The sequence below is a fragment of the Lysobacter rhizosphaerae genome (assembly GCF_054779795.1).
On sequence record NZ_BAAGXO010000001.1, the window covers coordinates 293811 to 315956 of the forward strand.

The window sequence follows — 22146 nt, forward strand, 5'->3', positions numbered from 1 at the left end:
GATTGGGGGCGAGCGCCAGGCGGGCAATGCGTGCCAGGGAGCTGGGGACGCGCGTTGATTGCGCGCTCGGCTACCTTTGCAAAGCAGAAGTCTCAGCCTCGACTAATCCGGAGGCGACCATCCTGGCCAATACAAACTCAATGAATGCGCTCACGGCACGCGGCAGCTGCCGCCGGCTCTGGTACACGAGAAACAGCTCAAGGCCCGCAACGCGGTAATCGGGCAAGACCTGGACCAGTTGGCCGTCTCGTACATATTGGGTGGTCATTACGTCAGGCAGCAGGGCAATGCCCATGTCGGCGACGCACGCCTTGAGCAGTGCGAGCGCCGCGTTGGCGTGGAAGCGGCCGCGAACCTCTGTCTCGACCTGGCCATCCGGGCCATCCAGGCGCCAGATGATTCGGCCCGAGGCAGGCTGCATCGCAATGCAGTCGTGCGTCGCCAGTTCCTCGAAGGATTGCGGCATCCCATGCGCGGCCAAATACGCAGGGCTCGCCATCAGGCGGGCGCGGTTACTACCGACGCGTCGTGCGACGAGGGTGGGCTCGGTGATCACACCGCTGCGGATGGCAACGTCGATACCCGCCGCGACGAGATCCGCGCGGGCATCGCTGAGCGCGAATTCCAGCCGCACCTTCGGGTGGTCCGCGAGAAACTCCCTCACCCATGCGAGTTCGAACCAGTTGAAAAAATCCGCCGGCGCGGCCACCCGCACCTTGCCGCTGGGGATGTGGCTGCCCTCCGCCAGTTCCAGCGTGGCCTCCGACAGCGCTTCGACCTGGTCTGCACTGCGCGCATAGAGCGCTTCGCCTGCGTCCGTCAGTGTCAGGCGCCGCGTCGAGCGATGCAGCAGGCGCAGACCCAATTGCTCCTCCAGCTGCTGAATGCGGCGACTCGCCGTATTCGACGGAACGCCCGCCCGCCGGGCGGCCTCTGCAAAACTGCCGGCCTTCACCACCTGCACGAACAGGGCGATGTCGTTGAGATCGACCATGGACTGCCTCCGGGCGGAAGCCTCCGCAGTGTCGGAGGTGGAAGCATTGTCCCTGAGCCGAGGGCTCCCCGCACGAGGCCACCTCCGGAGGCGTCCCTGTCGTGGCGCTGGCGCAGCGTGGACGCCTGTCGCATCCACGCTGCGCATTTCGCTTACCGCAGCCTGTTCCACATCGACAGGAATGGGATCGGGCGTCATGACCGAGCGGTCCCGTTGAGGCTGATCACTTCGCGGCGCGTGCATCCAGGCTGAAGCGCCCGGCTCCATTCGCGGCCAGCATCAGGAATGCACCCGTGATGGATACGTTCTTGAGGAACATGATCATCTGCATCTGATCGGCGAAGTTGTTGTGGAAGAGCAGGGCGGCCAGCAGGCTGAAGCCCGCCAACAGCAGCGAAACGACGCGGGTATGCCAGCCGGCAATGATGGCAAGGGCGCCGCCAACCTCGATCAGGAGAACGAGGGGCAGCAGGATGCCCGGGACGCCCTGGGAAGCCATGTAGCCAGCGGTTGCGCCATAGGCGGTGATCTTGCCGATGCCCGACATCAGAAACAGGCTTGCAAGCAAGAAGCGTCCAAGCAGTTCGGCAGTGTTGTGCAGGGTGGTCGAGCTCTTGGCAGCGACCAGCGTTGAAGAGGTAGCAGACATTTCAGGATTTCCTTTGTGTTGAGAGATGGATGGCGTGACAAGCGAGGTGAACCACTAGAGGCGTTCGCCCCAAGGCGGATGCCTGCGCCAACCTGCGTCCCTCATGGAGAGCCCGTAACGATCGGGGCTCCCTGACAGTGAAAGCCGGTTTGCGTGGCGAAACTGTAGGGCTGAGGTAATTGCTCCACTAGACGGTGCAATGGGATTTCACCCGTCCACGAATCGCGGAAATCCCGGGAGGGAGACATGGCGTCGGGTACTGGCCCGGCCAAAGCCCGCGCCAGCGCAGGGGAGCACCAAGGAATGCGGTCTTGTCCGCATTGCCCTCTTTGTTGGACGAGTGAAATCCCATGGCGCCGCCTAGTGGCTCGCGGAGGGGATTCATAGATTCCTGGCGGGAACGTCGCCTAGGGGGCGTTCCATCCCTCGACTTCCAGGCCAACACCATGAAACTCCTTCACATCGATTCCAGCATCCTCAGCGAGCATTCCGTCAGCCGGCAGTTGACGGCGAAGCTCGTCGACGCGGCACGCGAAAAGCATCCGGACGCGCACGTTGTCTACCGTGACCTGGTTGGGCAGCCGGTACATCATCTCGCCGGAACACATCTCGCCGCGGCGCAGGGCGTAAATCCCGAATCGTCCGAGCTACAGAAGGACGTCGACACAGGCACAGGCGATCTCGAAACCTTCCTCGAAGCCGACGTCGTGGTCATCGGTGCGCCGATGTACAACTTCAGCATCCCGAGCCAATTGAAGGCATGGATCGACCGGATCGCGGTGGCCGGAAAGACCTTCCGCTATACCGAGAATGGCCCGGAAGGGTTGGCCGGTGGAAAGCGTGTCCTGGTCGCATCGACGCGCGGCGGTGTCTACGCAAGCGATACGCCCATGGCTGCCATGGACCATCAGGAGACCTATCTCAAGAGCGTGTTCGGATTCCTCGGAGTCACGGATCTTCAGTTCGTTCGTGCGGAAGGCCTGGCGATGGGCGACGAGTCGCGGACGCAGGCGCTGCAAGGAGCCAATGCCGAGATCGCGGCGGCGTTCGCCTGAGGCATCTTCAGGCGGCTCCTGGCAGTAACCTGTATCGCCAGATCCAGGTGAGAAATTCGTCAACCACGCGCACACGGATCCGGATGTCTGAGCACACGGAGTAGACCATGCCGCAATCTGCATCGACCTTGTTGCTTCGCAATCTCCACGACGTGTTTGGAGAGATCGACCCCGTGCGTCGACGTGCGGCGATTGAAGAGATCTTCCACGACGATGCGGTGTTCTGCGAACCTAACGGCACGCACCGTGGCCGGGAAGCGATCGATCACATCGCAGGCGTGATCAAGGCGACGCATCCTGACTTCCAGTACCAGCCGCTCTCGCCGCCCGAAGAGGTGGGCGATGGCTGTCGGGTCCGGTGGGTGTCGGGAAGTCCTGGCAAGCCACCCGCTTATGCCGGGACCGATTTCATCGTCGTTCGCGACGGCAAGATCGCCACCGTCTACCTGTTCTTCGACGAACTTCCTTGAAAGCATTCCTGTCCAGGCCTTTCTCCTTTACCGTCGACGCGCTCTTGCGAGCGCTGCTGCCGCGGCGGCACGCCGTGCCGCCAGCCTTGACCGAGCGAGCGATCATTCCGGGCATCGCCAACGCCCGCTTCTGGATGGACCGCGACCTGGCACCGTTCATTGAAAGCGTGATCGAGGACAATCAGCGCGAGACCGCAGCGTTCGCAAACGCTGGAAAGCAGATCGACGAGTTCCCGCTGAACCTGCTCGCAGTTTCCGGCGGCAGCGACACCGGGGCATTTTCGGCGGGGCTGTTGGCCGGGTGGAGCGCGCATGGAACGCGACCGCAGTTTCGTGTTGTCACAGGGATCAGCGCCGGCGCGCTCGTTGCCCCGTTCGCATTTCTAGGGCCCAAGTACGATGACGTCATCCGGCACATCGCCACCTCGATAGGCCCAAAGGACGTATTTCATCCGCGCAGCTTGTTCACCCGCCTCGCCAGCGATGGCATGGCAGACAGCAAGCCGCTCGCGCGACTGGTTGCGAGCCATGTCACCCCGGAGTTGCTCGCGGCCATTGCGACGGAGTACGGCAAAGGGCGTGTCCTGCAGATCGGCACGACCGACCTGGATTCCGGACGACCGGTGACCTGGAACATGGGCGCTATCGCGTCCAGCGCCGCGCCAGGCGCATTGGACCTTTTTCGCAGCGTCATGATCGCCTCGATGAGTATTCCTGGCGCGGTTTCACCCGTGATGATCGACGTGGAAGTCGACGGTGAACGATTTCAGGAAATGCATGTCGATGGCGGCGTGCTCGCACAGGTATTCGCCTACCCATCGCGCACGATCGAGGAGTTGAACAGGGCTACCGGAACCCTGTTTCGGCGGGAACGCAATGTCTACGTCATTCGCAATGGAAAGCTCCAACCCGACTGGTCCGAGACGAAACGCCGCACCTTGGGCATCGGGAGCCGGGCGATCAGTGCATTGATCCAGTCCCAGGGCATCAACGACCTGGATCGGATCTTTCACACCGCCCAGATGGATGGGGCGAATTTTTACCTTGCCCATGTCGGTTCCGACTTCAATCATCCACATGATCAGAAATTCGATAGCGAATACATGAAGCGTCTGTTCGACTACGCCTATCATCAAGGCGCCAATGGCTATCCCTGGCTCAAGGCGCCACTGGGCTAGTCTTCACCCGCTGGCAGGTGGACGACTAAAACGCGCATATCGAGCTCTCCCCGTAGTCAGCAAGGCGTGCACCGTTAACCTCCGCGAGGCGATCGAGACGCAGGGTCTCGCCCGTGGACAACGAGGCGTACTCCGCGCCATCGCGAGCGAACACGTCCGTAATCACGGCATCGCGATGCTGGGTGAGGCCGCTTTCATCCACGAAGCCGATCTTCGCTGACCTGCGCAGAGTCGCGAGGTCTTCGAGCAGGTCGTGGAACTCGCAGTTGATGGGGTGGTAGCCGGTTTGTTCAGTAGTCATGAGCGGATGCCATGTGCAGGGGTGCGTAAGACGGATTTCTTCGTCTGTAAGGTGGCCCGCCCACACCCGAACGCGACCGAGGGGGGCGGCACGCTAGGGACGGGTGGAGGCGGGCCGTAAAAGTGGGGAACGCTCGCCGCAACTCAGGAATGCTTAGAAGACTGAGAGCGAGGCAATCAATTGAAGACCATTCCGCCATCGACCAGGATCGACTGACCGGTGATGTAGTTCGAGTCAGGGCCGGCCAGGAAGGAGACAACAGCCGCCACCTCCGCCGGTTCGGACGGTCGCTCGAGGGCGGTGCCCTTCGTGAACTGCTCCCAGGCCCATGCCTCGGGCTTCCCTGCGGCCGCGGCGGTTTCCTTCACCAAGTCCTCGACCAGCGGCGTCCTGACAATGCCAGGGGCGTAGGTGTTGACGGTGATGCCGTGCTTCACCAGGTCCCGCGCGGCCGTCTGGGTGAAGCCTCGCACGGCGAACTTGGTGGCTGAGTACAAGGCGATGCCGGGATTCCCGATGTGTCCGGCCTGGGACGCCGCGCTGATAATCTTGCCACCGTGGCCGAGTGATCGAAACGCAGCGGTCGCGGCCTGCGTACCCCAGACGACTCCGTTGAAGTTGATGGAGAAGAGTTTCTCGATACTCTCCGGGGTGATTTCCTCGATCGGGGACGACGGCGCGATGCCGGCGTTGTTGACGATGACGTCAAACCCACCCAGTTCAGACACCGCTTGGTTAACCACGGCGAAAACGCTGTCGCGATCGGCGACGTCGACCTGGAGGGCGAGTGCGCCGTTCTGCTTGCCCCCGAGCCGGTCGGCCACCTTGTTCGCGGTTTCGATGTTCAAGTCAGCAACCGCCACCTTGAAGCCGTCGGCGTGGAGCCGCTCGGCGATGGCCTGTCCGATGCCTTGGCCGGCACCGGTAATCAGGGCGACCTTGCCATTGGCAATGCGTGCCATGTTCATTTCTCCTGCTTATGTTCGGGAGGCGGCCGGCCCATTGAGCCGGCCACTCCCCTTGACGTTGTTGGGTTACGCCGTGGTGACGTTCAGGGCGAGATTGATGTTGCCGTGGGTAGCCTTGGAGTACGGGCAGACTTCATGCGCGGCGTGGGCGATCTGCTCGGCGACTTCTTGCTCGAAGCCAGGCATGCGGACATCGAACCCGGCCTGCAGGACATACTCGTTTCCGGCCTGGACAAGCTCGATCTTGACGTCGACGGAGAGGTCGTCCGGAAGGGTGATCTTCTTCTGGGCAGCCACAAGGGCGAGTGCGCCGATGTAGCAGGCCGACCAGGCACCGGCGAACAGTTTTTCCGCGAGGGGATGGTTTGCGACGCCCTCGAACACCTGATCGGTGCCGCCAGGGGAAGACAGCCTCAGGTCCACGTTGCCGTGGCTGGCATCAGAGCCGCGGCTGACGGTAGTGTGGGTCTTGCCGGTGAAGAGGATTTTCTGGGTCTTGTTCATGATTGATTTCTCAGCTTGGGGGAGGGGTGTTGCAGCGCATCCGTTTAAATCGTATGCGATGGATGTAGGTTAGGCCTGTACCGAACTCATTGCAAGGTGGCGGCCCGTTGTCGTTCATCTTCCAGTCATCGTATGCGATTAAAGCGCATGCGATTCGATGATCATGCTGATCAGCAGTGGCGAAGTCAAGGATCCGGGGCCAGGGCTGGCGCAGGTGTCATGAATGGCCGTGGCTGGGACGCCGCAAGTCCGATCCGGTCAGATGGAGCCTTACGCTTGCGATTGTATCGCATGCGCTATATAGTATGGCCCGGCTCTCTAACAGCGAGACGGAGATGAATACAAAAACCAAACAGGGGTCGGATCTGAAGTTGTCCGAGTTCCTATGCTTCGCGGTTTACTCGGCGAACCTGGCTTTCGGCAAGATTTACCGGCCAATCCTCGATGAACTCGGGCTCACGTATACGCAATACGTCACCCTCGTCGCCCTGTGGGAAGAGAGTGACCAGACCGTTAGTGGCCTCGGCGAGAAGCTCTTCCTCGAGTCCAACACCCTCACGCCCATTCTGAAGAAGCTTGAGGCGATGGGTTACGTAGAACGCGCGCGCGATCCGGCCGACGAACGGCAGGTGCGTATTCAGGTAACGCAGGGCGGACGGCGACTGCGCGAAAGGGCGATCAAGGCGCTTGCTGATCTGAACGGTGCGACTGGACTCAGCGCCAAGGATTTCTCCAGGTTGCAAAGGGAGGTCGTCACGCTCCGCAACAGCCTTCTGAAGACAGCTGATCACGCCGGTTGAGTAAGCTGGATATTGACCGGACGGCCATCGAAAGATTGTTGTCCGGTTGGAAGTGATGAGTAGGATTACCCCAGCGATCGGAAACTGGCCCGCGAAACGCGGCTGTAGCGCCGAAGCCCACAACGAAGAGATCCCCCGGCAAACGCCGGACCGAGGCTCTCCTGATGAACGTCACATCCTTCGTGATTGGCCTGGCCGCGATCGGCCTGCTGGGATTCGCCAATCAGCGCGGTCCCATATGCACCGTGGGTGCAATCAGGGAGATCGTCGTCGAGCGCCGGTATCGGCGATTGGCGGCACTCCTGGAAGCCTCGCTCTGGGTCGGTGGCGGCCTGATAATCCTCAACGCAGCAGGACTGCTTCCACACGCGCCCCAGGGCTATAGAGCCAGTACAACCACGGTCGTCGGCGGCGTGCTCCTCGGAATCGGGGCATTCATCAACGGCACCTGCGCCGTAGGCACCATTGCGGGTATTGGTGCCAGGCAATGGGCTTACCTGGCTACGCTCGCCGGCTTTTTCCTTGGCAGTCTGGCGATGGTGTGGCTGGCCGCCCCGCAGCGATTGGATGACCCATCGATCATCCTGATGGCGTCGGCCTGGCTGATGACCGCATGCATAGTCGTGTTCATCGTGCGGCTGCTTACGCACGGCCGGAGCATCCGGCGTACAGGCGTCAAGCCAATGCGCTACATCTGGTCGCCTCATGTCGCAACAACCATCATGGGGCTGTCTTTTCTGGTCGTGTTCGTGACGGTAGGTGGTTGGTCCTATACCGACACGCTGGGTCGGTTGGCGCGCGGCGCGACCTTTGAAATGGTGCCGAGCCTGCTGCTTTTCGTTGCGTTATTCATGGGCGCGTTGATTGGCGGCTGGACGGCCGGGGAGTCCGGCATCAAGCCACGAAAAGGTGTCACTGCTGGACGCTGCCTGCTCGGAGGTGGCCTGATGGGCGTCGGGGCGACACTAGTCCCAGGCAACAGTGACGGTCTGATCCTGATCGGAATGCCGTTGCTACGGCCATACGCCTGGATCGCTTTCGCAAGCATGTGCATGACCATCTACATCGCAACCGTCCTTGCACGTGCGAGTGGAACCCGGGTCAACCGGGATGCCGAAAGGCAACACGAGCGAGGCGACGGCTAGCGATGAGAATGGGCCCGCGCGTCGTCCACATCGATGCGCGACACCATCTTGCGGATCCGAAAGAACGCCGCATGAGCTGACTCTGAGCGTGCATCGCGAAGGCTGCCAAGCGGTCCAACCTCCCTTTGAATGCGCTGCATGAGGGGAGACTGCGCTCGCCGACAAGGCCCTATCGCCGAGTCGCCGGGTCGCGTAATAGGCGATATGGGGAAAAGTCTGATTTCCCGTGGTGCGTGATGCGAATCGCAGATCACGTCCTGGCGGAAGCGTTTCATTGGTGTCGCAGCAGGAGACGCATCAATGACCGCCGGAAAACCAAAACGCTCTACCGACAAACTGGAATACGTTCAACGGGCGGTGTTGGGGATTGCATTGGTCGCCGGTGTGTTCTGGGCACTGGCGACCAGCGGTCCCGCACCGATCCTGCTGCTCATAACCTAGGTGGTTCCGAGGCATGTCGTCGCGCTCCTGGCCGCATGCCTCGGATGTGTCGTTTCCAAGTCATCTCGAGGAGGGCCAATGCGTATCAAACGGTGGCCGGCTGATGCAGTGAAAGTTCTTCTCCCTCGATGCATCAGTCGGGCATCGAATCCGCGGCCCTCAAGGGATCGCGGCGCCGCCATGACAAGAGTTGTATATGGGAATCTCAAGTGTGGACAAATTCTCCTTTGAACGACGCGATCAACTCGATGCGCTGATAGACAGCTTCGAGCAATGCCTGTCGCGCCTATTGGACGAACTTGTCGCCTACTGCAACGGCCACGCGAACTCGATCCTGTCCGTGACCGGCGAGGACGACGACCAGTACGTGTGTAACCGCATCAATGCCGTGCTGCGCAAGCACGCCTTCCCGCTCTATACCCTCCACCTGCTGGAACGCAGGTGGACCTCATCTCAGCCGCGTCCCCATTACGGCGAAGGCGATTAGTTCGCTGCGCGCGTGAGCAGGCCATAGCCGGGAATCGTGTAGGGGAGAGGCCTGCTCCCTAGGCCCTGCAGAACGCCTCGATAGAGCGACCTGCCTTCGCGAGAGCGGCGAGCTACGCGTTGTCATCATTCTGACGCGTGTTCTTGGCAGGGTGCGAGCGGGCCGAGGACTTCTTGCGCACGGATGCGCTTCCCGGGGAGCAACCAATCAATGAACACCTTTTTTGTGCGCCGGCGAACGCTCGCCGCGGCGCTGATGATGCTGTGCGGTACCGTTTCGGCCGGCGAGTTCGTCCATCCGGATCATGCGGAGTTCAACGCCATGCTGGCGGCGCCTTTCAAGGCCCAGGGCGGGCAGGTTCCTGTTCGCTTGATGTTCGACTACCCATACTCCAGCGCCTCCGTGGCTGCTGCATGGACGCTCGATGTCCTGTCAGCCGACGGCCGAGTCGTGCGTCACTACGCCGGTATCGCGCCGTTCAACAAACATCGAGGGCTCGTGCATCTCAGCTGGGACGGCCGTGGCGCCAGCGGGGAGCCACTGACCGATGGCTATTACACGTTGCGCCTGCGCGCGGTCCCGGCGATGAACCAGGCCGAAGACACTGCACTCACGGTGGATGATCGCGTCGAGATGTCGATGATCGCGTTCGCGGACGAGATCATCGAACAGAGCTACGACGTAATGGTCGGCACCGTGCATGCCGCGTCGACGAGGTCGATGAGGGCACTGAAGGTGAGTTCGCGCGATGCAAAGCTCTCGTCCCAAAACATCACCGCTCAGTCCGTGCCTGCCGATAGCGGCCTTCCCTACACGATCTACTACGGCAACCTCCATAGCCAGACCAATCACAGCGACGGTGGCACGCCCGTGGCGCAGTGCAGCGGCTCGGAAGTGCCGCAGGGTGGCACGATGGGCCCGAGCGACGCCTACGCGATGATGCAGAACCAGGCCGGCGGCGACTTCCTGCTCACCTCCGAGCACAACCATATGTTCGACGGCTCGACTGGCACCAATTCATCGGCGGTGCCGGCAACGGCGATCAACATGTTCCACAGCGGCCTGCAACAGGCGAGCGACTACCGCGCGGCGCATCCGAACTTCATGGCGCTGTACGGCCTGGAGTGGGGTGTGATCAGCAACGGCGGGCACCTCAACCTGTTCAACCCCGATGCCCTGGCCGAGTGGGAATACAACGGCTCCAACCAGTTGATCGGCGAGGTCTACACCGCCAAGAGCGACTACCCGGCGCTTTACGCGACGATGAAGAGCCGCGGCTGGATCGGTCAGTTCAACCACCCCGCGACCACTGGCCAGTTCCTCGTCAACGGCACCGCGCTGGGTTACGACGCGAACGGCGCCGACGTGATGGTGATGGCCGAGGTGCTCAACAGCTCGGCCTTCTCGACCAATACCACGCAGACCGAAACCGGCCGCAGCAGTTATGTCGGAGCCTGGAACAAGCTGCTGGAAGCGGGTTACCACGTCGCGCCATCGAGCGACCAGGACAACCACTGTGCCAACTGGGGCCTGTCGTTCACCAACCGCACCGGCGTGCTGCTGCCCACGGCGGCGGCGCTGGACATGACGAACTTCCTGGATGCCCTGCGTGCCCGTCGCGCCTTCGCCACCGAGGACAAGGCCGGCCAGCTTGTGCTTACCGGCAACGGGCACGTGATGGGCGAAAGCTTCACCAACAACGGTGCGCTGACACTCACCGCCAACTACGCCAGCACCAATGGCCAGACCGTGCAGCGCGTGCAGTTCTTCGAAGGCGTGCCCGGTCGCAACGGCACGGTGACGCAGCTGACCGAAGGTAGCGACACCTACAGCTTCACCCCGGCCAATGGCGAGCACTTCTATTACGCGCTCGTCACCCAGGCCAACGGCCTGCGCCTGTGGTCCGCACCGGTGTGGGTCAGCCAGGGCAGCGGTCCGGCCGACGTCACGCCGCCGACGGTGAGCGCCTCCGAATCCGGCAGCAGCGGCACCATCACGCTGGCGGCCACCGCGTCCGACAATGTAGGTGTTGACAAGGTCGAGTTCTATGTCGATGGCACGTTCAAGGGCAACGACATAACCTCGCCCTACTCGATGGCGCTGGACTCCACCACGCTGTCGAACGCGACGCACAGCCTGACCGCGAAGGCCTACGACGCCGCGGGAAACAACGCCACTTCAAGTGCCGTGCTGTTCAGCGTCAACAACGGCTCCGCTGTCGAGCGCATGGTCAATGGAAGTTTCGAATCCGGCTCGACCAACTGGACCGCGTCCAGTGGCGTGATCACCAACGATGCAAGCTATGCCGCGCACGGCGGGACCTGGAAGGCATGGCTCGATGGCTACGGGTCGGCGCATACCGACTACGCGTACCAGACGGTGGCGATTCCAGGCACGGCTGCCACGGCGACGCTGGGCTTCTGGCTGCGCGTGGACAGCGACGAAACCACCACGACGTCGGCCTACGACACACTCAAGATCCAGTTGCGCAATACCAGCAACGCCGTGCTAACCGCCTTGGCCACGTACTCCAACCTCAACAAGGGCAGCACCTACGTGCAGCGGACCTTCGATGTGTCGGCGTACAAGGGGCAGACAGTGAGGGTGTACTTCGAAGGTATCGAAGGTAGCCAGGTGGCTACTTCTTTCCTGTTGGATGATGTCTCTTTGACCACGAAGTAGGCGGTCGGCTCACTGACCAGGAGATGGGGCGCCAGGTCGTGGTTCGACCTGGCGCCCTTGGCTGGGTGGCGGGCTTTGGCCTCCCTGTCCTGCGTCTGACGTTGGCCCCGAGTGTCGAGCCAATGGAGGGCAGGTCATGATCGTTTCGGTATTCAATCTGAGTCACGGGGCCATCAGCGACATCCATATGCAGAAGGTGATCCGGGCGATCAATGTCCAGATCGCGCGCGATTTCGAGCCCTACTGGGGCTTCGGCGCGACGCTCCGCCTGGAGGGGCACACGGCCCACAAGGGGAAACAGCGTTTCAGGTTCGATCCGCTGGATATGCGCGGCGACGGCGTGCTGTACGTGCTGGACAAGTTCAACGAGGAGCTGGCCGGTGCGCACGACGCGGACTTCCGTGGCGTCCCGGCGGGCGTGGTGTATCTGGATCTGAGCGAAGGCCTGCAGGAGGACTGGAGCGTCAGCCTCTCCCATGAAGCGCTGGAAATGATTGCCGATCCGCAGATCAATCTGGTCGTGCAGGGCCCGCATCCTGAAGGGCGCGACCGCGACGTGTTCCATTGGTTCGAGATGTGCGACGCCGTGCAGGCGCAGTCCTACCCGATCGACGGCATCGGCGTCTCGGATTTCGTGCTGCCCTTGTACTTCACGCCTTCCTCGGAATCGGGCTCGCGCAACAACTTCATGGGCGCCGTCACTCGAGGCAAGACGCTCCACCACCTGCCTTCGTTCGGCGTGGCGCATGGTGGCTACATCGGCTATTTCGATCCGAAGAAGGCCGACAACCTGACCTATGAGCACGAAGGCGATGCCTTGGCCAGGAAACGTCGGGCCATCAAGCAAGGCCACACCGGACGCCGTGCACGCCGCATGGCCAAGACGGCTCAATTCGCGACGGTGCCGAAAGTGTGAGCCGGCACGACGCCAGCTCCTCGGGTGGGTTTCATCGGTCTTTAACGACAGACGGTGCCGAATCCCTCAACCGGTACCGCGCAGGCATCCGACGGCGCCACCGCATCGCCGCCTGATCAGGCCGCTGGCCGGCACGATCAACGACTTCGCGCCGTTCATTTGACGAAATCGATCCCGGAACACCAGCGCGTCGCGCACGAAGCGAATGGGCCACCGTGAAAGCCGACTGCCCTCAGGAGACGACGATGTCCACCAAGCTACGACCCATGTATTTGCCGCTGGCGTGCTCGCTTGCGCTGGTGTGCGCGACGGCGATGCCAGCAGAGGCGGCGAAGAAAGCCGAAGCGACCGAGGCAACCAAGAAAGCCGAGGCGACCGAGGCTGCCGCTGCTGAGTTGCGCGATCCGCAGGCGCTGGCCGCCCTCGACAAGATGGGTCAGGCGCTTCGTTCGCTCAAGGCATTCTCGCTGACTTCCGACGCCACCACCGAGGTAGTACTCGACGACGGCCAGAAGATCGAGCTCGACGAGCAGGTGCGTTACCGGGTGCAGCAACCCGACAAGCTCTTCGTCGAGATAAGCAGCGACCGGAAGCAGCGCCAGGTGTACTTCGATGGCAAGCAGCTGGTGATCTATTCGCCGCGCCTGAAGTACTACGCCAAAGCGGACACGCAGGCACACACGCTGGGTGAGCTGGTCGTCAACGCTGCCGAGAAGTACGGAATCGAATTCCCGCTGGCCGACATGTTCTTCTGGGGCACCGAACACGCGCCCAAGGACCAGATCCAGGAGGCCGCCTATGTCGGGCCGGCCACGCTCGACTCCGAAAGCGTGGATCAGTACGCCTTCCGCCAGGAAGATGCCGACTGGCAGGTCTGGATTTCGCAGGAAACCTCACTGCCGAAGAAACTGGTGATCATCAGTGGCGATGACCCGTCGCTGCCGCAATACAGGGCGCAGCTGCACTGGGATACCCGGACGCCCGTGGATGCCACCGTGTTCCAGTTCTCGCCGCCCGCCGACGCGCACCAGCTCAAGCTGGTCAAAACCGGCGTGGCCGTCGTGGAGGAGAAGTGATCATGAGCGCTTCCAGGAACGAAACTCGCCGTTGGCACTTGGCCCTGCTGCTGTTCGCGACGGTTGCCGTGGCAGGCATCTCCAATGTGGAGGCGCAACGCGGCGGCGGAGGCCGTGGCGGCGGTGGCGGAGGTGCCCGTGCCTCCGCACACGGCAGCGTCAATCACCAGGCCCGCGCAGGCGGCGGCGCGGAGCGCAGTACGCAGAACGTCAACCGCAACCAGAACGTCAATCGCGACGTGAACCGCAACGTCAATCGCAACACCAACGTGAATGTCAACCGCGACGTCCACGTGGACGTCGATAACAATAACGGATGGAACGATTGGGATCATCCCGTTGCGAGGGCGGCGGCGGTGACCACGGCCGTTGCAGTCACCAGTGCGGTGATCGGGTCGATCGTGTATTCGGTGCCGCCCAGTTGCGTGAGCACCGTGGTCAACGGGATTGCCTACCAGCAGTGCGGAAGTACCTGGTACCAGCCGCAGTACTCGGGCACGAACGTGCAGTACGTAGTGGTCAATGCGCCCTGAAGAAGCCTCTCTCCCAGCATGTCCGTCACTCGATCCTGCGGAGCACTCCAATGAAATCCATTGCCATGGCATTCGTACTCCTGCTGCTGGCCGGCTGCGCCTCTACACCGACGGTGACCACGGACCACGATCCGTCGGCGCAATTCGGTTCGTACAAGACCTACTACTGGGCGAAAAAGCCCGAAGGCACCTCGCCGCTCGTGACGCAACGGATCGTGGAGGGCATCGACGCCCGGCTGCAGGCGAAGGGCTGGACGCAGGCGCCTGATGGCGACATAGCCCTGGTCGCGAACATATCGCGTGCGCAGCAGCAGTCCATCGATACCTTCTATAGCGGCACCGGGATGGGCGGCTGGGGCTATCGCGGCTGGGGCGGCATGGGTTCGGCGACCACGACCGTGCGCAACTACACCGTTGGAACGCTGGTGGTGGATATGTTCGACACTCGCACCAAGCAGGCGGTATGGCGCGGCAGCGCGAGTGGAACGGTGCCGAACTCACCGGAAAAAGTGGATGCAGCGGTGACGGCGGGGCTCGACAAGATGTTTGCGAACTTCCCGCCATGAAGCTGATCTCCCTGAGGCTTTGTAGTCGCGGGGTGTTGATGATTGCCTGCGTTGACCGCGCGTCCGTCACTCACGCCGCGTCGAACAGCTGTTGCAGCACGTCCTCGCCATAGCGGTCGAGCTTGCCGGCGCCGATGCCCGGGATGCGGGCAAGTTCGTCCAGGTCTTCGGGCGCACTCATCGCGATCGCCCGCAAGGTGCTGTCGTGGAAGATCACGTAGGCCGGCACGCTCTGTTCGCGTGCGGTATTGGCGCGCCAGCTGCGCAGGGCGTTGAAGCGCACCAGCGCGTCGGGCGGCAGGTCGAATTCCTGGTCCGAGGCAGCAGTCGTACGATCGCGCCTGCGCCGCGGCTGCTTGGGTTGCTCGACGCGGAAATGCAGGCTGCGCTCGCCACGCAGGACGGGGCCGGCACCTTCGGTAAGCAACAACGCGCCATGGACATCCGCTTCGAGCAGGCCATGGGCGACCAGCTGGCGGAACACGCTGCGCCACTGGCGTTCGTCGAGATCGCTGCCGATGGCCCAGGTGCTGAGCTGATCGTGCCTGAACTGCTGCACGCGCTCGGTGCCGACGCCGCGCAGGATGTCGATGACATGCGCCGCGCCGAAGCGCTGGCCGCTGCGATAGACGCATGACAGCGCCTTGCGCGCCGCGATCGTGCCGTCCCAGCTCTGCGGCGGTTCCAGGCAGTTGTCGCAGTTGCCGCAGGCGCCTGCGTGCGCTTCGCCGAACCAGCCCAGCAGCGACTGGCGGCGGCACGCGGTGGACTCGCAATAGCCCAGCAGTGCATCGAGCTTGCGCAGTTCCAGTCGTTTGCGTTCCTCGCCCGCTTCCGACTGCAGGATCAGCTGGCGCAGGTTGATGGTGTCGCCCAGGCCGTAGCAGAGCCAGGCTTCGGCGGGTTCGCCATCGCGTCCGGCACGTCCGGTTTCCTGGTAATAGCCTTCCACCGACTTGGGCAGGTCGACGTGGGCAACGAAGCGCACGTCCGGCTTGTCGATGCCCATGCCGAAGGCGATCGTCGCCACCATCACCACGCCGTCCTCCTGCAGGAATCGACGCTGGTTGGCCGCGCGCGATGCCGCGTCCATGCCGGCGTGGTAGGGCAGGGCATCGAAACCGAGTTCGCGCAATTGTCCGGCGATGCTGTCCACGCGCTTGCGCGAGAACGCGTACACGATGCCGCTCCGGCCGCGGTGGTCATGCAGGAAGTCGCGCAGCTGCCGCACCGTGCTGTCCTTCTGCACGACGCGATAGCGGATGTTGGGCCGGTCGAAGGAGCTGACGTAGCGGCGCGCGTCTTCCAGCGCCAGGCGCTCGGCGATTTCCTGCCGCGTCGGTTCATCCGCGGTGGCCGTGAGCGCGATGCGCGGCACCTGCGGCCAGCGTTCGTGCAGCACGGTGAGCTCGCGGTACTCCTTGCGGAAGTCGTGCCCCCATTGCGACACGCAGTGGGCCTCGTCGATGGCGAACAGGGCGATGCGCGCGCGATCGAGCAGCGACAGGAACCGCGGCGTCAGCAGGCGCTCGGGGGCGACGTAGAGCAGGTCGAGTTCGCCGTTTAGCAGTTGGCGTTCGATATTCCCGGCTTCGGTCGCGTCGAGCGAGGAGTTCAGGTACGCCGCCTGCACGCCGAGCTGGCGCAGCGCCTCGACCTGGTCCTGCATCAATGCGATCAGCGGCGACACCACGATGCCGCAGCCTTCGCGCAGCAGTGCCGGCAACTGGTAGCACAGCGACTTGCCGCCGCCGGTGGGCATCAGCACCAGGGCATCGCCGCCGTTGGCGACCTGCTCGACGATCTGGGCTTGTTCGCCGCGGAATTCGCGGTGGCCGAAGATACGGCGGAGGAGGTCGAGAGCGGAATCGGACATGCGCCCATTCTAAAGGCCGCGGTTCTCACGCCCCTGAGGCATTGCCGCGCAGGTGCCCCGGATTTGTCCGAATTCGCGTGGTTGCAAAACGCAAGACCCCCGCAATGCGGGGGTCCGGGAGCGCAGGCGGGGGCTGGCCTGGGTCATTCCAGCAGCGATCGCAGCATCCACGCGTTCTTCTCGTGCACCTGCAGGCGCTGGGTCATCAGGTCCACCGTCGGGTCGTCGCCCGCGTCGTCCGCGGTCTTGAGCACCTTGCGCGCGGTACGCGCCACCGCCTCGTTGCCGGTCACGAGCTGGCGGACCATTTCACGCCACGCGGCCGTGTCGCTCAGGCCAGGCTCCTCGGGGATCGAGGACAGGCGGATGAATTCGGCATACGAACCCGGCGCGTTGTAGCCCAGGGCGCGGATGCGCTCGGCGGTTTCGTCCAGGGCCACCCATTGTTCGTTGTACTGGGTCTCGAACATCAGGTGCAGGGCGTTGAACATCGGCCCGGTCACGTTCCAGTGGAAATTGTGGGTCTTCAGGTACAGGGTGAAGCTGTCGGACAGGAAGCGCGCCAGGCCTTCCGCGACCTTCTTGCGATCGCTGCCGCTGATCCCGATATCGATGGCGGGCGCATTGCCGGTCGGAGTCTCGACGGACTTCGGTTTCGAAGATCCGGACTCGGGCGAATCCGACTTCGAGGACTTCTTCTTGGCCATGCTGATCTCCCTGGGTTACTTGCGTGGGGTACTTGAGTGGGGTGCTTGCGCGGGGTGCCTGCGCGGGGTGCTTGCGGCGACAATAGGCCGGCACGTGGACGGTTTGAAGTGGATTATTTCTTTCAGTTGGATAGATGAACCCTATCGATGCAAACGCTAAGCCCGCGTCACGACGGGGCGGCAGGGGCGAGGCCCGGCCGGCCGATCCCGTGCGCGAGGCCGAACTGCGCCAGGCCCGCCGCGCCATCGATGGCGCCCTGAGCCGCGACCGCGGCCGGCTGCACGGCCTGTGGTCGCGCTGGAGCGGCAAGCCGGCCGACGACAAGGCCCAGTCTGCCTTCGCGCAGGCGCTTGCGGTGTCCGTGGCCCAGCGCGAATCCCGCGTCGCCGCGCTGCCGCAGGCGCCCGTCGATCCGTCGCTGCCGATCGCCGGCGAGGCGGAACGCATCGTCGAGCTGATCCGCCAACACCAGGTCGTGGTGATCGCGGGCGAAACCGGCTCGGGCAAGACCACGCAGATTCCGAAACTGTGCCTCGCCGCCGGCCGCGGCGCCGCGGGGATGATCGGCTGCACCCAGCCGCGCCGCATCGCCGCGCGCGCGGTGGCGCGGCGCGTAGCCGAAGAACTGAAGACGCCGCTGGGCGGCGCGGTCGGCTACCAGGTCCGCTTCACCGAGAACGTGGGCGAACAGACCGCGGTCAAGTTCATGACCGACGGCATCCTGCTCGCCGAGATCCAGTCCGACCGCTGGCTGTCGCAGTACGACACCATCCTCATCGACGAGGCGCACGAACGCAGCCTCAACATCGATTTCCTGCTCGGCTACCTCAAGCAGCTGCTTGCGCGGCGTCGCGACCTCAAGGTGATCGTGACCTCCGCCACGATCGACACCGAGCGCTTCGCCGCCCACTTCGACAACGCGCCGGTGGTGAATGTCGAAGGCCGCAGCTACCCGGTGACGGTCCGCTACCGGCCGCTCGAAGGTGATGGCGAGGATGACGGCGAGCGCACGGTCAACGACGGCATCGTCGGCGCCTGCGACGAGATCACCCGCGAGGATCCGCGCGGCGACGTGCTGATCTTCCTCGCCGGCGAACGCGAGATCCGCGACGCGCACCAATCGCTGGAGCGCCGCAAGTACCGCGAAACCGAAGTGCTGCCGCTGTACGCGCGGCTGTCGGTGCGCGACCAGGACCGCGTCTTCAATCCCGGCACCAAGCGCCGCATCGTGCTCGCCACCAACGTCGCCGAAACCTCGCTGACGGTGCCACGCATCCGCTACGTCGTCGATCCGGGCATGGCGCGCATCAAGCGCTACAGCCCGCGCGGCAAGCTGGACCGCCTGCATATCGAGGACATCTCGCAGGCCAGCGCCGACCAGCGCAAGGGCCGCTGCGGCCGCATCGCCGAGGGCACCTGCTACCGCCTGTACTCGGAAGCCGACTTCGAATCACGCCCGCGCTACACCGACCCGGAAATCCGCCGTGCCGCCCTGGCAGGCGTGATCCTGCGCATGTTGTCGCTGGGGTTGGGGCGCATCGAGGATTTCCCCTTCCTCGAGCCGCCCGATCCGCGTGCGGTCGCCGATGGCTGGCAGCAACTGGCCGAGCTCGGCGCCGTCGACATCGATACTGCAGGCGGAGGACGCCAGCTCACGACCATCGGCAAGCAGATGGCGCGCCTGCCGGTGGACGTCAAGCTCGCGCGCATGCTCGTGGCCGCCAACACGCACGGCTGCCTGCGCGAGATGCTCGCCATCGCTGCCTTCCTCGGTATCCAGGATCCGCGCGAGCGACCGGCCGACCAGCGCGCCGCGGCCGACAATGCCCACGCGCAGTTCGCCGATCCGCGCTCCGAGTTCGTCGGCATCCTCAAGCTGTGGGATGCCTACCAGGCCGCGCACGAGGAACTCACGCAGTCGAAGCTGCGCGCGTGGTGCGACAAGCACTTCCTCGGCTTCCTGCGCATGCGCGAATGGCGCGAACTGCACCGCCAGCTGAAGCTGCTGTGCGACGAGCTGGCATGGCCGGTGCGTGGCGCCATGGGTGATTTCGACCATGCCGCCTTCGCCACGCTTCATCGCGCGTTGATTGCCGGCCTGCCGACGCAGATCGGCCAGCGCGGCGACAAGGGCTTCTACGACGGCCCGCGCGGGCGCAAGTTCCAGTTGTTCCCCGGCTCGCCGTTGGCGAAGAAACCGCCACCGTGGCTGCTCTCGGCGACGCTGCTCGATACCGAGCGGGTGTGGTCGCTGACCAATGCCACGATCGAACCGGACTGGGCCATCAGCGAGCTGCCGCACCTGCTGTCGCGGCGCCACCATGATCCGCACTGGGCGCGATCGCAGGGCCGTGTCGTCGGCAGCGAGCAGATCAGCCTGTTCGGGCTGGTCCTCGCGCCCAAGCGCCCGGTGCACTACGGCGCGCTGTTCCCGGAGGAAAGCCGCGTCATCTTCGCCCGCGATGCGCTGGTGACCGGCGAGATCAACACGCGCTGTGCGTTCCTGCCGCGCAACCTCGCCACCCTGGCGAAGGCGCACGAGGAGGAGGCCAAGCAGCGCCGCGCCGGCCTCGTCGTCGACGAGGAATGGATGGCGCAGTGGTACCTCGACCGCCTGCCGCCGCACGTGCACAACGCGCAGGCGCTGGACGCCTGGTACAACAAACTGCCGCCGGCGGAGAAGGCGAAGCTCGAATGGTCGTTCGACGACCTGATGATCGGTGGCGAAACCGAGGCCGCGCGCTTCCCGCCTTATCTCACGCTCGGCAATGCAAGGCTGGCGGTGAAATACCGTTTCGAGCCCGGCGCACCCGATGACGGCATGACCGTCGCGGTGCCGCTGCACCTGCTCAATGCGCTCGATCCGGCGCGCCTGTCGTGGCTCGCGCCCGGCTTCGTCGCCGACAAGGCGGCCGGACTGATCAAGTCGTTGCCGAAGACGCTGCGGCGCAACTTCGTGCCGGCGCCGGATTTCGCGCGCGCGTTCCACGAGGCGAATGCACAGCCCGGCGCCGACTCGCTCACGGGCGAACTGGCGCGCTTCCTGCGCAAGCTCACCGGGGTGGAAGTGGCTACGATCGATTTCGACGAGGCCACGCTGGAACCGCACCTGCGCATCAACCTGCGCCTGCTCGATCGCGATGGAAAGAGCGTGCTGGCGGAGTCGCGCGACCTCGACGACCTGCGCCGCCGCTTCGGTGAGCGCGCCGCCGCGGCGTTCGCGGCGAAGGCGGCCGACGGGCTGGCGCAGGCGGGGTTGACGGCGTTTCCGGAGGCGGCCATTCCGGCTTCGGTTCCCGGCGCGGGCGGTGTGCCTGCGTATCCGGCGCTGCACGACGACGGCGACAGCGTGTCGCTGCGCGTGCATGCCGAGCGTGACGTTGCCCAGCGCGCGCATCCGCGCGGCGTGCGCCGCCTGCTGGTGATCGCGCTCGCCGACAAGCTCAAGCAGGCGCGCAAGCAATTGCCGGTGTCGCCGAAGATCGGCCTGCTCTATGCCGCGATCGAATCCGCCTCGCCCCGCACCGATGGCTTGAAAGAAGGCGATCGCCTGCGCGGCGACCTCGTTGATGGTGCGTTCGACGCGTTGACCCGCGATGGCCTGGCCGACATCCGCGATGCAGCCGCCTTCGCCGAACGCCGCGAACTTGTCGCGAAGCAGCTCTTCCCGGAGGCCATGGAACGCCTGCGCCAGGCCGAAGTGATCCTCGCCGCCGTGGCCGAGGTGCGCGCGAAGCTGGAATCGCCGCTGATGGGTTGGGCCAGCGGCAACCTCGACGACATGCGCGCGCACCTGGCGGCGCTGACGCCGCCCGGCTTCCTGCGCGAAGTGCCTGCCGACGCGCTGCGCGAATATCCGCGTTACCTGAAGGCCCTGTCGCTACGCGGCGAGCGCGCGTTGCGCGATCCCACCCGCGACCAGGCCCGCATGCTCGAGCTCAAGCCGTTCGCCGATGCGTTGGCGCTGGCGACGGAGCAGGGTGAAGCGGACGTGCCCGAATGGCAGGCATTGCGCTGGGACCTGGAAGAGCTGCGCGTCTCGCTGTTCGCGCAGGAGCTGGGTGCGCGCGGCGGCGTGTCGCCGAAGAAGCTGGTCCAGCGGCTGGCATCGCTGCGGCGTTGAGCGCCGCAGCGCGTCACGCCTGTCAAGTCACGCCTCAGTCAATACGGTAGACGCGCGCCTTGGGCAGGTCTTCATCGACCTGCAGGAACCAGCGTCCTGCGATGCCGGGAACCAAGACGATCTCCGGCGCCTCCATGGGTGCGCGCAGCTTCATGCTGCCCTTGAGCACCTTCCACTGCTGGCCGTTCTCCAGCGCGAACACGGTGCCAGGTTCCCAGCCGGCCACGCTGCCTTTCACGCGGCTGTGGATGGGCCGGTCGTCCAGGCCGACATAGGTGCGGCTTTGATCGGCGCTCTGGTCGGCGCTTGGATCGGCACTCTGGTCGGTGGCGGCTGCGGTGCGTGCCGGGGCCGATGCAGGCGTTGCCGCTGCAGGCGTTGCCGCTTTCTCGACCAGCAGCCGGTTCAAAGCCGCCAGTTGCGCAGGCGTGAGCGTGTCCAGCCCGGCCTCGTGCATTTCTTCGGGGCTCAGGCGTTGTTCGAGACGGACCGGGGAATCCTGCGCCTGTGCCGGCATTGCAGCCGCAAGGGCCAGGGCGGCGCCCAAAAGCATCTGTCGCAACATGGTGTTCCTCCGCTTGCGCCAGCCGGACGCTTCGCGCGCGGCTGGAAACATGCCACTGAGCATGCCTTTGAAAACGCGCCATGTTGTCCGAGGCAGGTTTCAGGAATAT

20 protein-coding genes and 1 pseudogene are annotated in these 22146 nt (G+C 64.2%); 13 read left to right on the top strand and 8 right to left on the bottom strand.

Annotated elements, in window-relative coordinates; all coding sequences use genetic code 11:
• Nucleotides 1-70 precede the first annotated feature (70 nt).
• Together ACYVGE_RS01350 and ACYVGE_RS01355 are read right to left on the bottom strand one after the other, a co-directional pair.
• The gene (locus tag ACYVGE_RS01350; RefSeq protein WP_460726373.1) at nucleotides 71-994 is read right to left on the bottom strand and encodes a LysR family transcriptional regulator; all 924 of its coding nucleotides are present in this window, start codon (nucleotides 992-994) and stop codon (nucleotides 71-73) included.
• Between the two features lie 223 nt (nucleotides 995-1217).
• Nucleotides 1218-1643 carry a DoxX family protein gene (locus ACYVGE_RS01355; RefSeq protein WP_460726375.1) on the bottom strand — a complete coding sequence of 142 codons (426 nt, stop codon included), beginning with the start codon at nucleotides 1641-1643 and terminating at the stop codon, nucleotides 1218-1220.
• A gap of 446 nt (nucleotides 1644-2089) precedes the next feature.
• Between ACYVGE_RS01355 and ACYVGE_RS01360 the strand changes: the two genes are divergently transcribed.
• From ACYVGE_RS01360 to ACYVGE_RS01370, 3 genes are all read left to right on the top strand, one after another.
• On the top strand, nucleotides 2090-2698 hold the full coding sequence (locus ACYVGE_RS01360) for an FMN-dependent NADH-azoreductase (protein WP_460726377.1): 609 nt from the start codon (nucleotides 2090-2092) through the stop codon (nucleotides 2696-2698).
• 107 nt (nucleotides 2699-2805) lie between these two features.
• The gene (locus tag ACYVGE_RS01365) at nucleotides 2806-3168 is read left to right on the top strand and encodes a nuclear transport factor 2 family protein (RefSeq protein WP_460726379.1); all 363 of its coding nucleotides are present in this window, start codon (nucleotides 2806-2808) and stop codon (nucleotides 3166-3168) included.
• Nucleotides 3165-4346, top strand: a complete 1182-nt coding sequence (locus ACYVGE_RS01370) for a patatin-like phospholipase family protein (protein ID WP_460726381.1) — start codon at nucleotides 3165-3167, stop codon at nucleotides 4344-4346. The genes ACYVGE_RS01365 and ACYVGE_RS01370 overlap by 4 nt, the downstream gene beginning before the upstream one ends.
• A gap of 25 nt (nucleotides 4347-4371) precedes the next feature.
• Here ACYVGE_RS01370 and ACYVGE_RS01375 read toward each other — a convergent pair whose 3' ends face one another.
• The 3 genes from ACYVGE_RS01375 to ACYVGE_RS01385 form a co-directional block, all read right to left on the bottom strand.
• On the bottom strand, nucleotides 4372-4647 hold the full coding sequence (locus tag ACYVGE_RS01375; protein WP_460726382.1) for a hypothetical protein: 276 nt from the start codon (nucleotides 4645-4647) through the stop codon (nucleotides 4372-4374).
• Between the two features lie 176 nt (nucleotides 4648-4823).
• A complete protein-coding gene (locus ACYVGE_RS01380) occupies nucleotides 4824-5609 on the bottom strand; it encodes a (S)-acetoin forming diacetyl reductase (RefSeq protein WP_460726384.1) in 786 nt (261 codons plus the stop codon).
• A gap of 72 nt (nucleotides 5610-5681) precedes the next feature.
• Nucleotides 5682-6119, bottom strand: a complete 438-nt coding sequence (locus ACYVGE_RS01385) for an Ohr family peroxiredoxin (RefSeq protein ID WP_460726386.1) — start codon at nucleotides 6117-6119, stop codon at nucleotides 5682-5684.
• Between the two features lie 335 nt (nucleotides 6120-6454).
• Here ACYVGE_RS01385 and ACYVGE_RS01390 point away from each other — a divergent pair, with 335 nt between their 5' ends.
• The 9 genes from ACYVGE_RS01390 (at nucleotide 6455) to ACYVGE_RS01430 (ending at nucleotide 14765) form a co-directional block, all read left to right on the top strand.
• Nucleotides 6455-6919 (top strand): MarR family winged helix-turn-helix transcriptional regulator, encoded by a 465-nt coding sequence (locus tag ACYVGE_RS01390; RefSeq protein ID WP_460726388.1) that lies wholly within the window; start codon nucleotides 6455-6457, stop codon nucleotides 6917-6919.
• A gap of 164 nt (nucleotides 6920-7083) precedes the next feature.
• Nucleotides 7084-8064 (top strand): YeeE/YedE thiosulfate transporter family protein, encoded by a 981-nt coding sequence (locus tag ACYVGE_RS01395; protein WP_460726390.1) that lies wholly within the window; start codon nucleotides 7084-7086, stop codon nucleotides 8062-8064.
• A gap of 300 nt (nucleotides 8065-8364) precedes the next feature.
• Complete coding sequence (locus tag ACYVGE_RS01400; protein ID WP_460726392.1) at nucleotides 8365-8505, top strand: hypothetical protein; 141 nt, start codon at nucleotides 8365-8367, stop codon at nucleotides 8503-8505.
• Between the two features lie 211 nt (nucleotides 8506-8716).
• Entirely contained in the window at nucleotides 8717-8992 is a 276-nt protein-coding gene (locus tag ACYVGE_RS01405) for a hypothetical protein (RefSeq protein ID WP_460726394.1), read from the top strand.
• 210 nt (nucleotides 8993-9202) lie between these two features.
• The gene (locus ACYVGE_RS01410) at nucleotides 9203-11674 is read left to right on the top strand and encodes an Ig-like domain-containing protein (protein WP_460726396.1); all 2472 of its coding nucleotides are present in this window, start codon (nucleotides 9203-9205) and stop codon (nucleotides 11672-11674) included.
• Nucleotides 11675-11810: 136 nt separating this feature from the next.
• Nucleotides 11811-12590, top strand: a complete 780-nt coding sequence (locus tag ACYVGE_RS01415) for a hypothetical protein (protein WP_460726398.1) — start codon at nucleotides 11811-11813, stop codon at nucleotides 12588-12590.
• A 245-nt stretch (nucleotides 12591-12835) separates the two neighbouring features.
• Nucleotides 12836-13666, top strand: coding sequence for a DUF2092 domain-containing protein (locus ACYVGE_RS01420; RefSeq protein ID WP_460726400.1), 831 nt, complete (start codon nucleotides 12836-12838; stop codon nucleotides 13664-13666).
• Between the two features lie 2 nt (nucleotides 13667-13668).
• Nucleotides 13669-14199 (top strand): hypothetical protein, encoded by a 531-nt coding sequence (locus ACYVGE_RS01425; RefSeq protein WP_460726402.1) that lies wholly within the window; start codon nucleotides 13669-13671, stop codon nucleotides 14197-14199.
• 50 nt (nucleotides 14200-14249) lie between these two features.
• Complete coding sequence (locus tag ACYVGE_RS01430) at nucleotides 14250-14765, top strand: DUF4136 domain-containing protein (RefSeq protein WP_460726404.1); 516 nt, start codon at nucleotides 14250-14252, stop codon at nucleotides 14763-14765.
• A gap of 70 nt (nucleotides 14766-14835) precedes the next feature.
• Here ACYVGE_RS01430 and recQ read toward each other — a convergent pair whose 3' ends face one another.
• Nucleotides 14836-16641 (bottom strand): DNA helicase RecQ, encoded by a 1806-nt coding sequence (gene recQ, locus ACYVGE_RS01435; protein WP_460726406.1) that lies wholly within the window; start codon nucleotides 16639-16641, stop codon nucleotides 14836-14838.
• A 143-nt stretch (nucleotides 16642-16784) separates the two neighbouring features.
• Nucleotides 16785-17264, bottom strand: a pseudogene (locus tag ACYVGE_RS01440) (Dps family protein); the annotation flags it as partial.
• Nucleotides 17265-17482: 218 nt separating this feature from the next.
• On the opposite strand from ACYVGE_RS01440, the gene hrpA reads away from it, so the two are divergent.
• The gene (hrpA, locus tag ACYVGE_RS01445) at nucleotides 17483-21472 is read left to right on the top strand and encodes an ATP-dependent RNA helicase HrpA (RefSeq protein ID WP_460726408.1); all 3990 of its coding nucleotides are present in this window, start codon (nucleotides 17483-17485) and stop codon (nucleotides 21470-21472) included.
• 34 nt (nucleotides 21473-21506) lie between these two features.
• Here hrpA and ACYVGE_RS01450 read toward each other — a convergent pair whose 3' ends face one another.
• Complete coding sequence (locus ACYVGE_RS01450; protein WP_460726410.1) at nucleotides 21507-22037, bottom strand: hypothetical protein; 531 nt, start codon at nucleotides 22035-22037, stop codon at nucleotides 21507-21509.
• Between the last annotated feature and the right edge of the window lie 109 nt (nucleotides 22038-22146).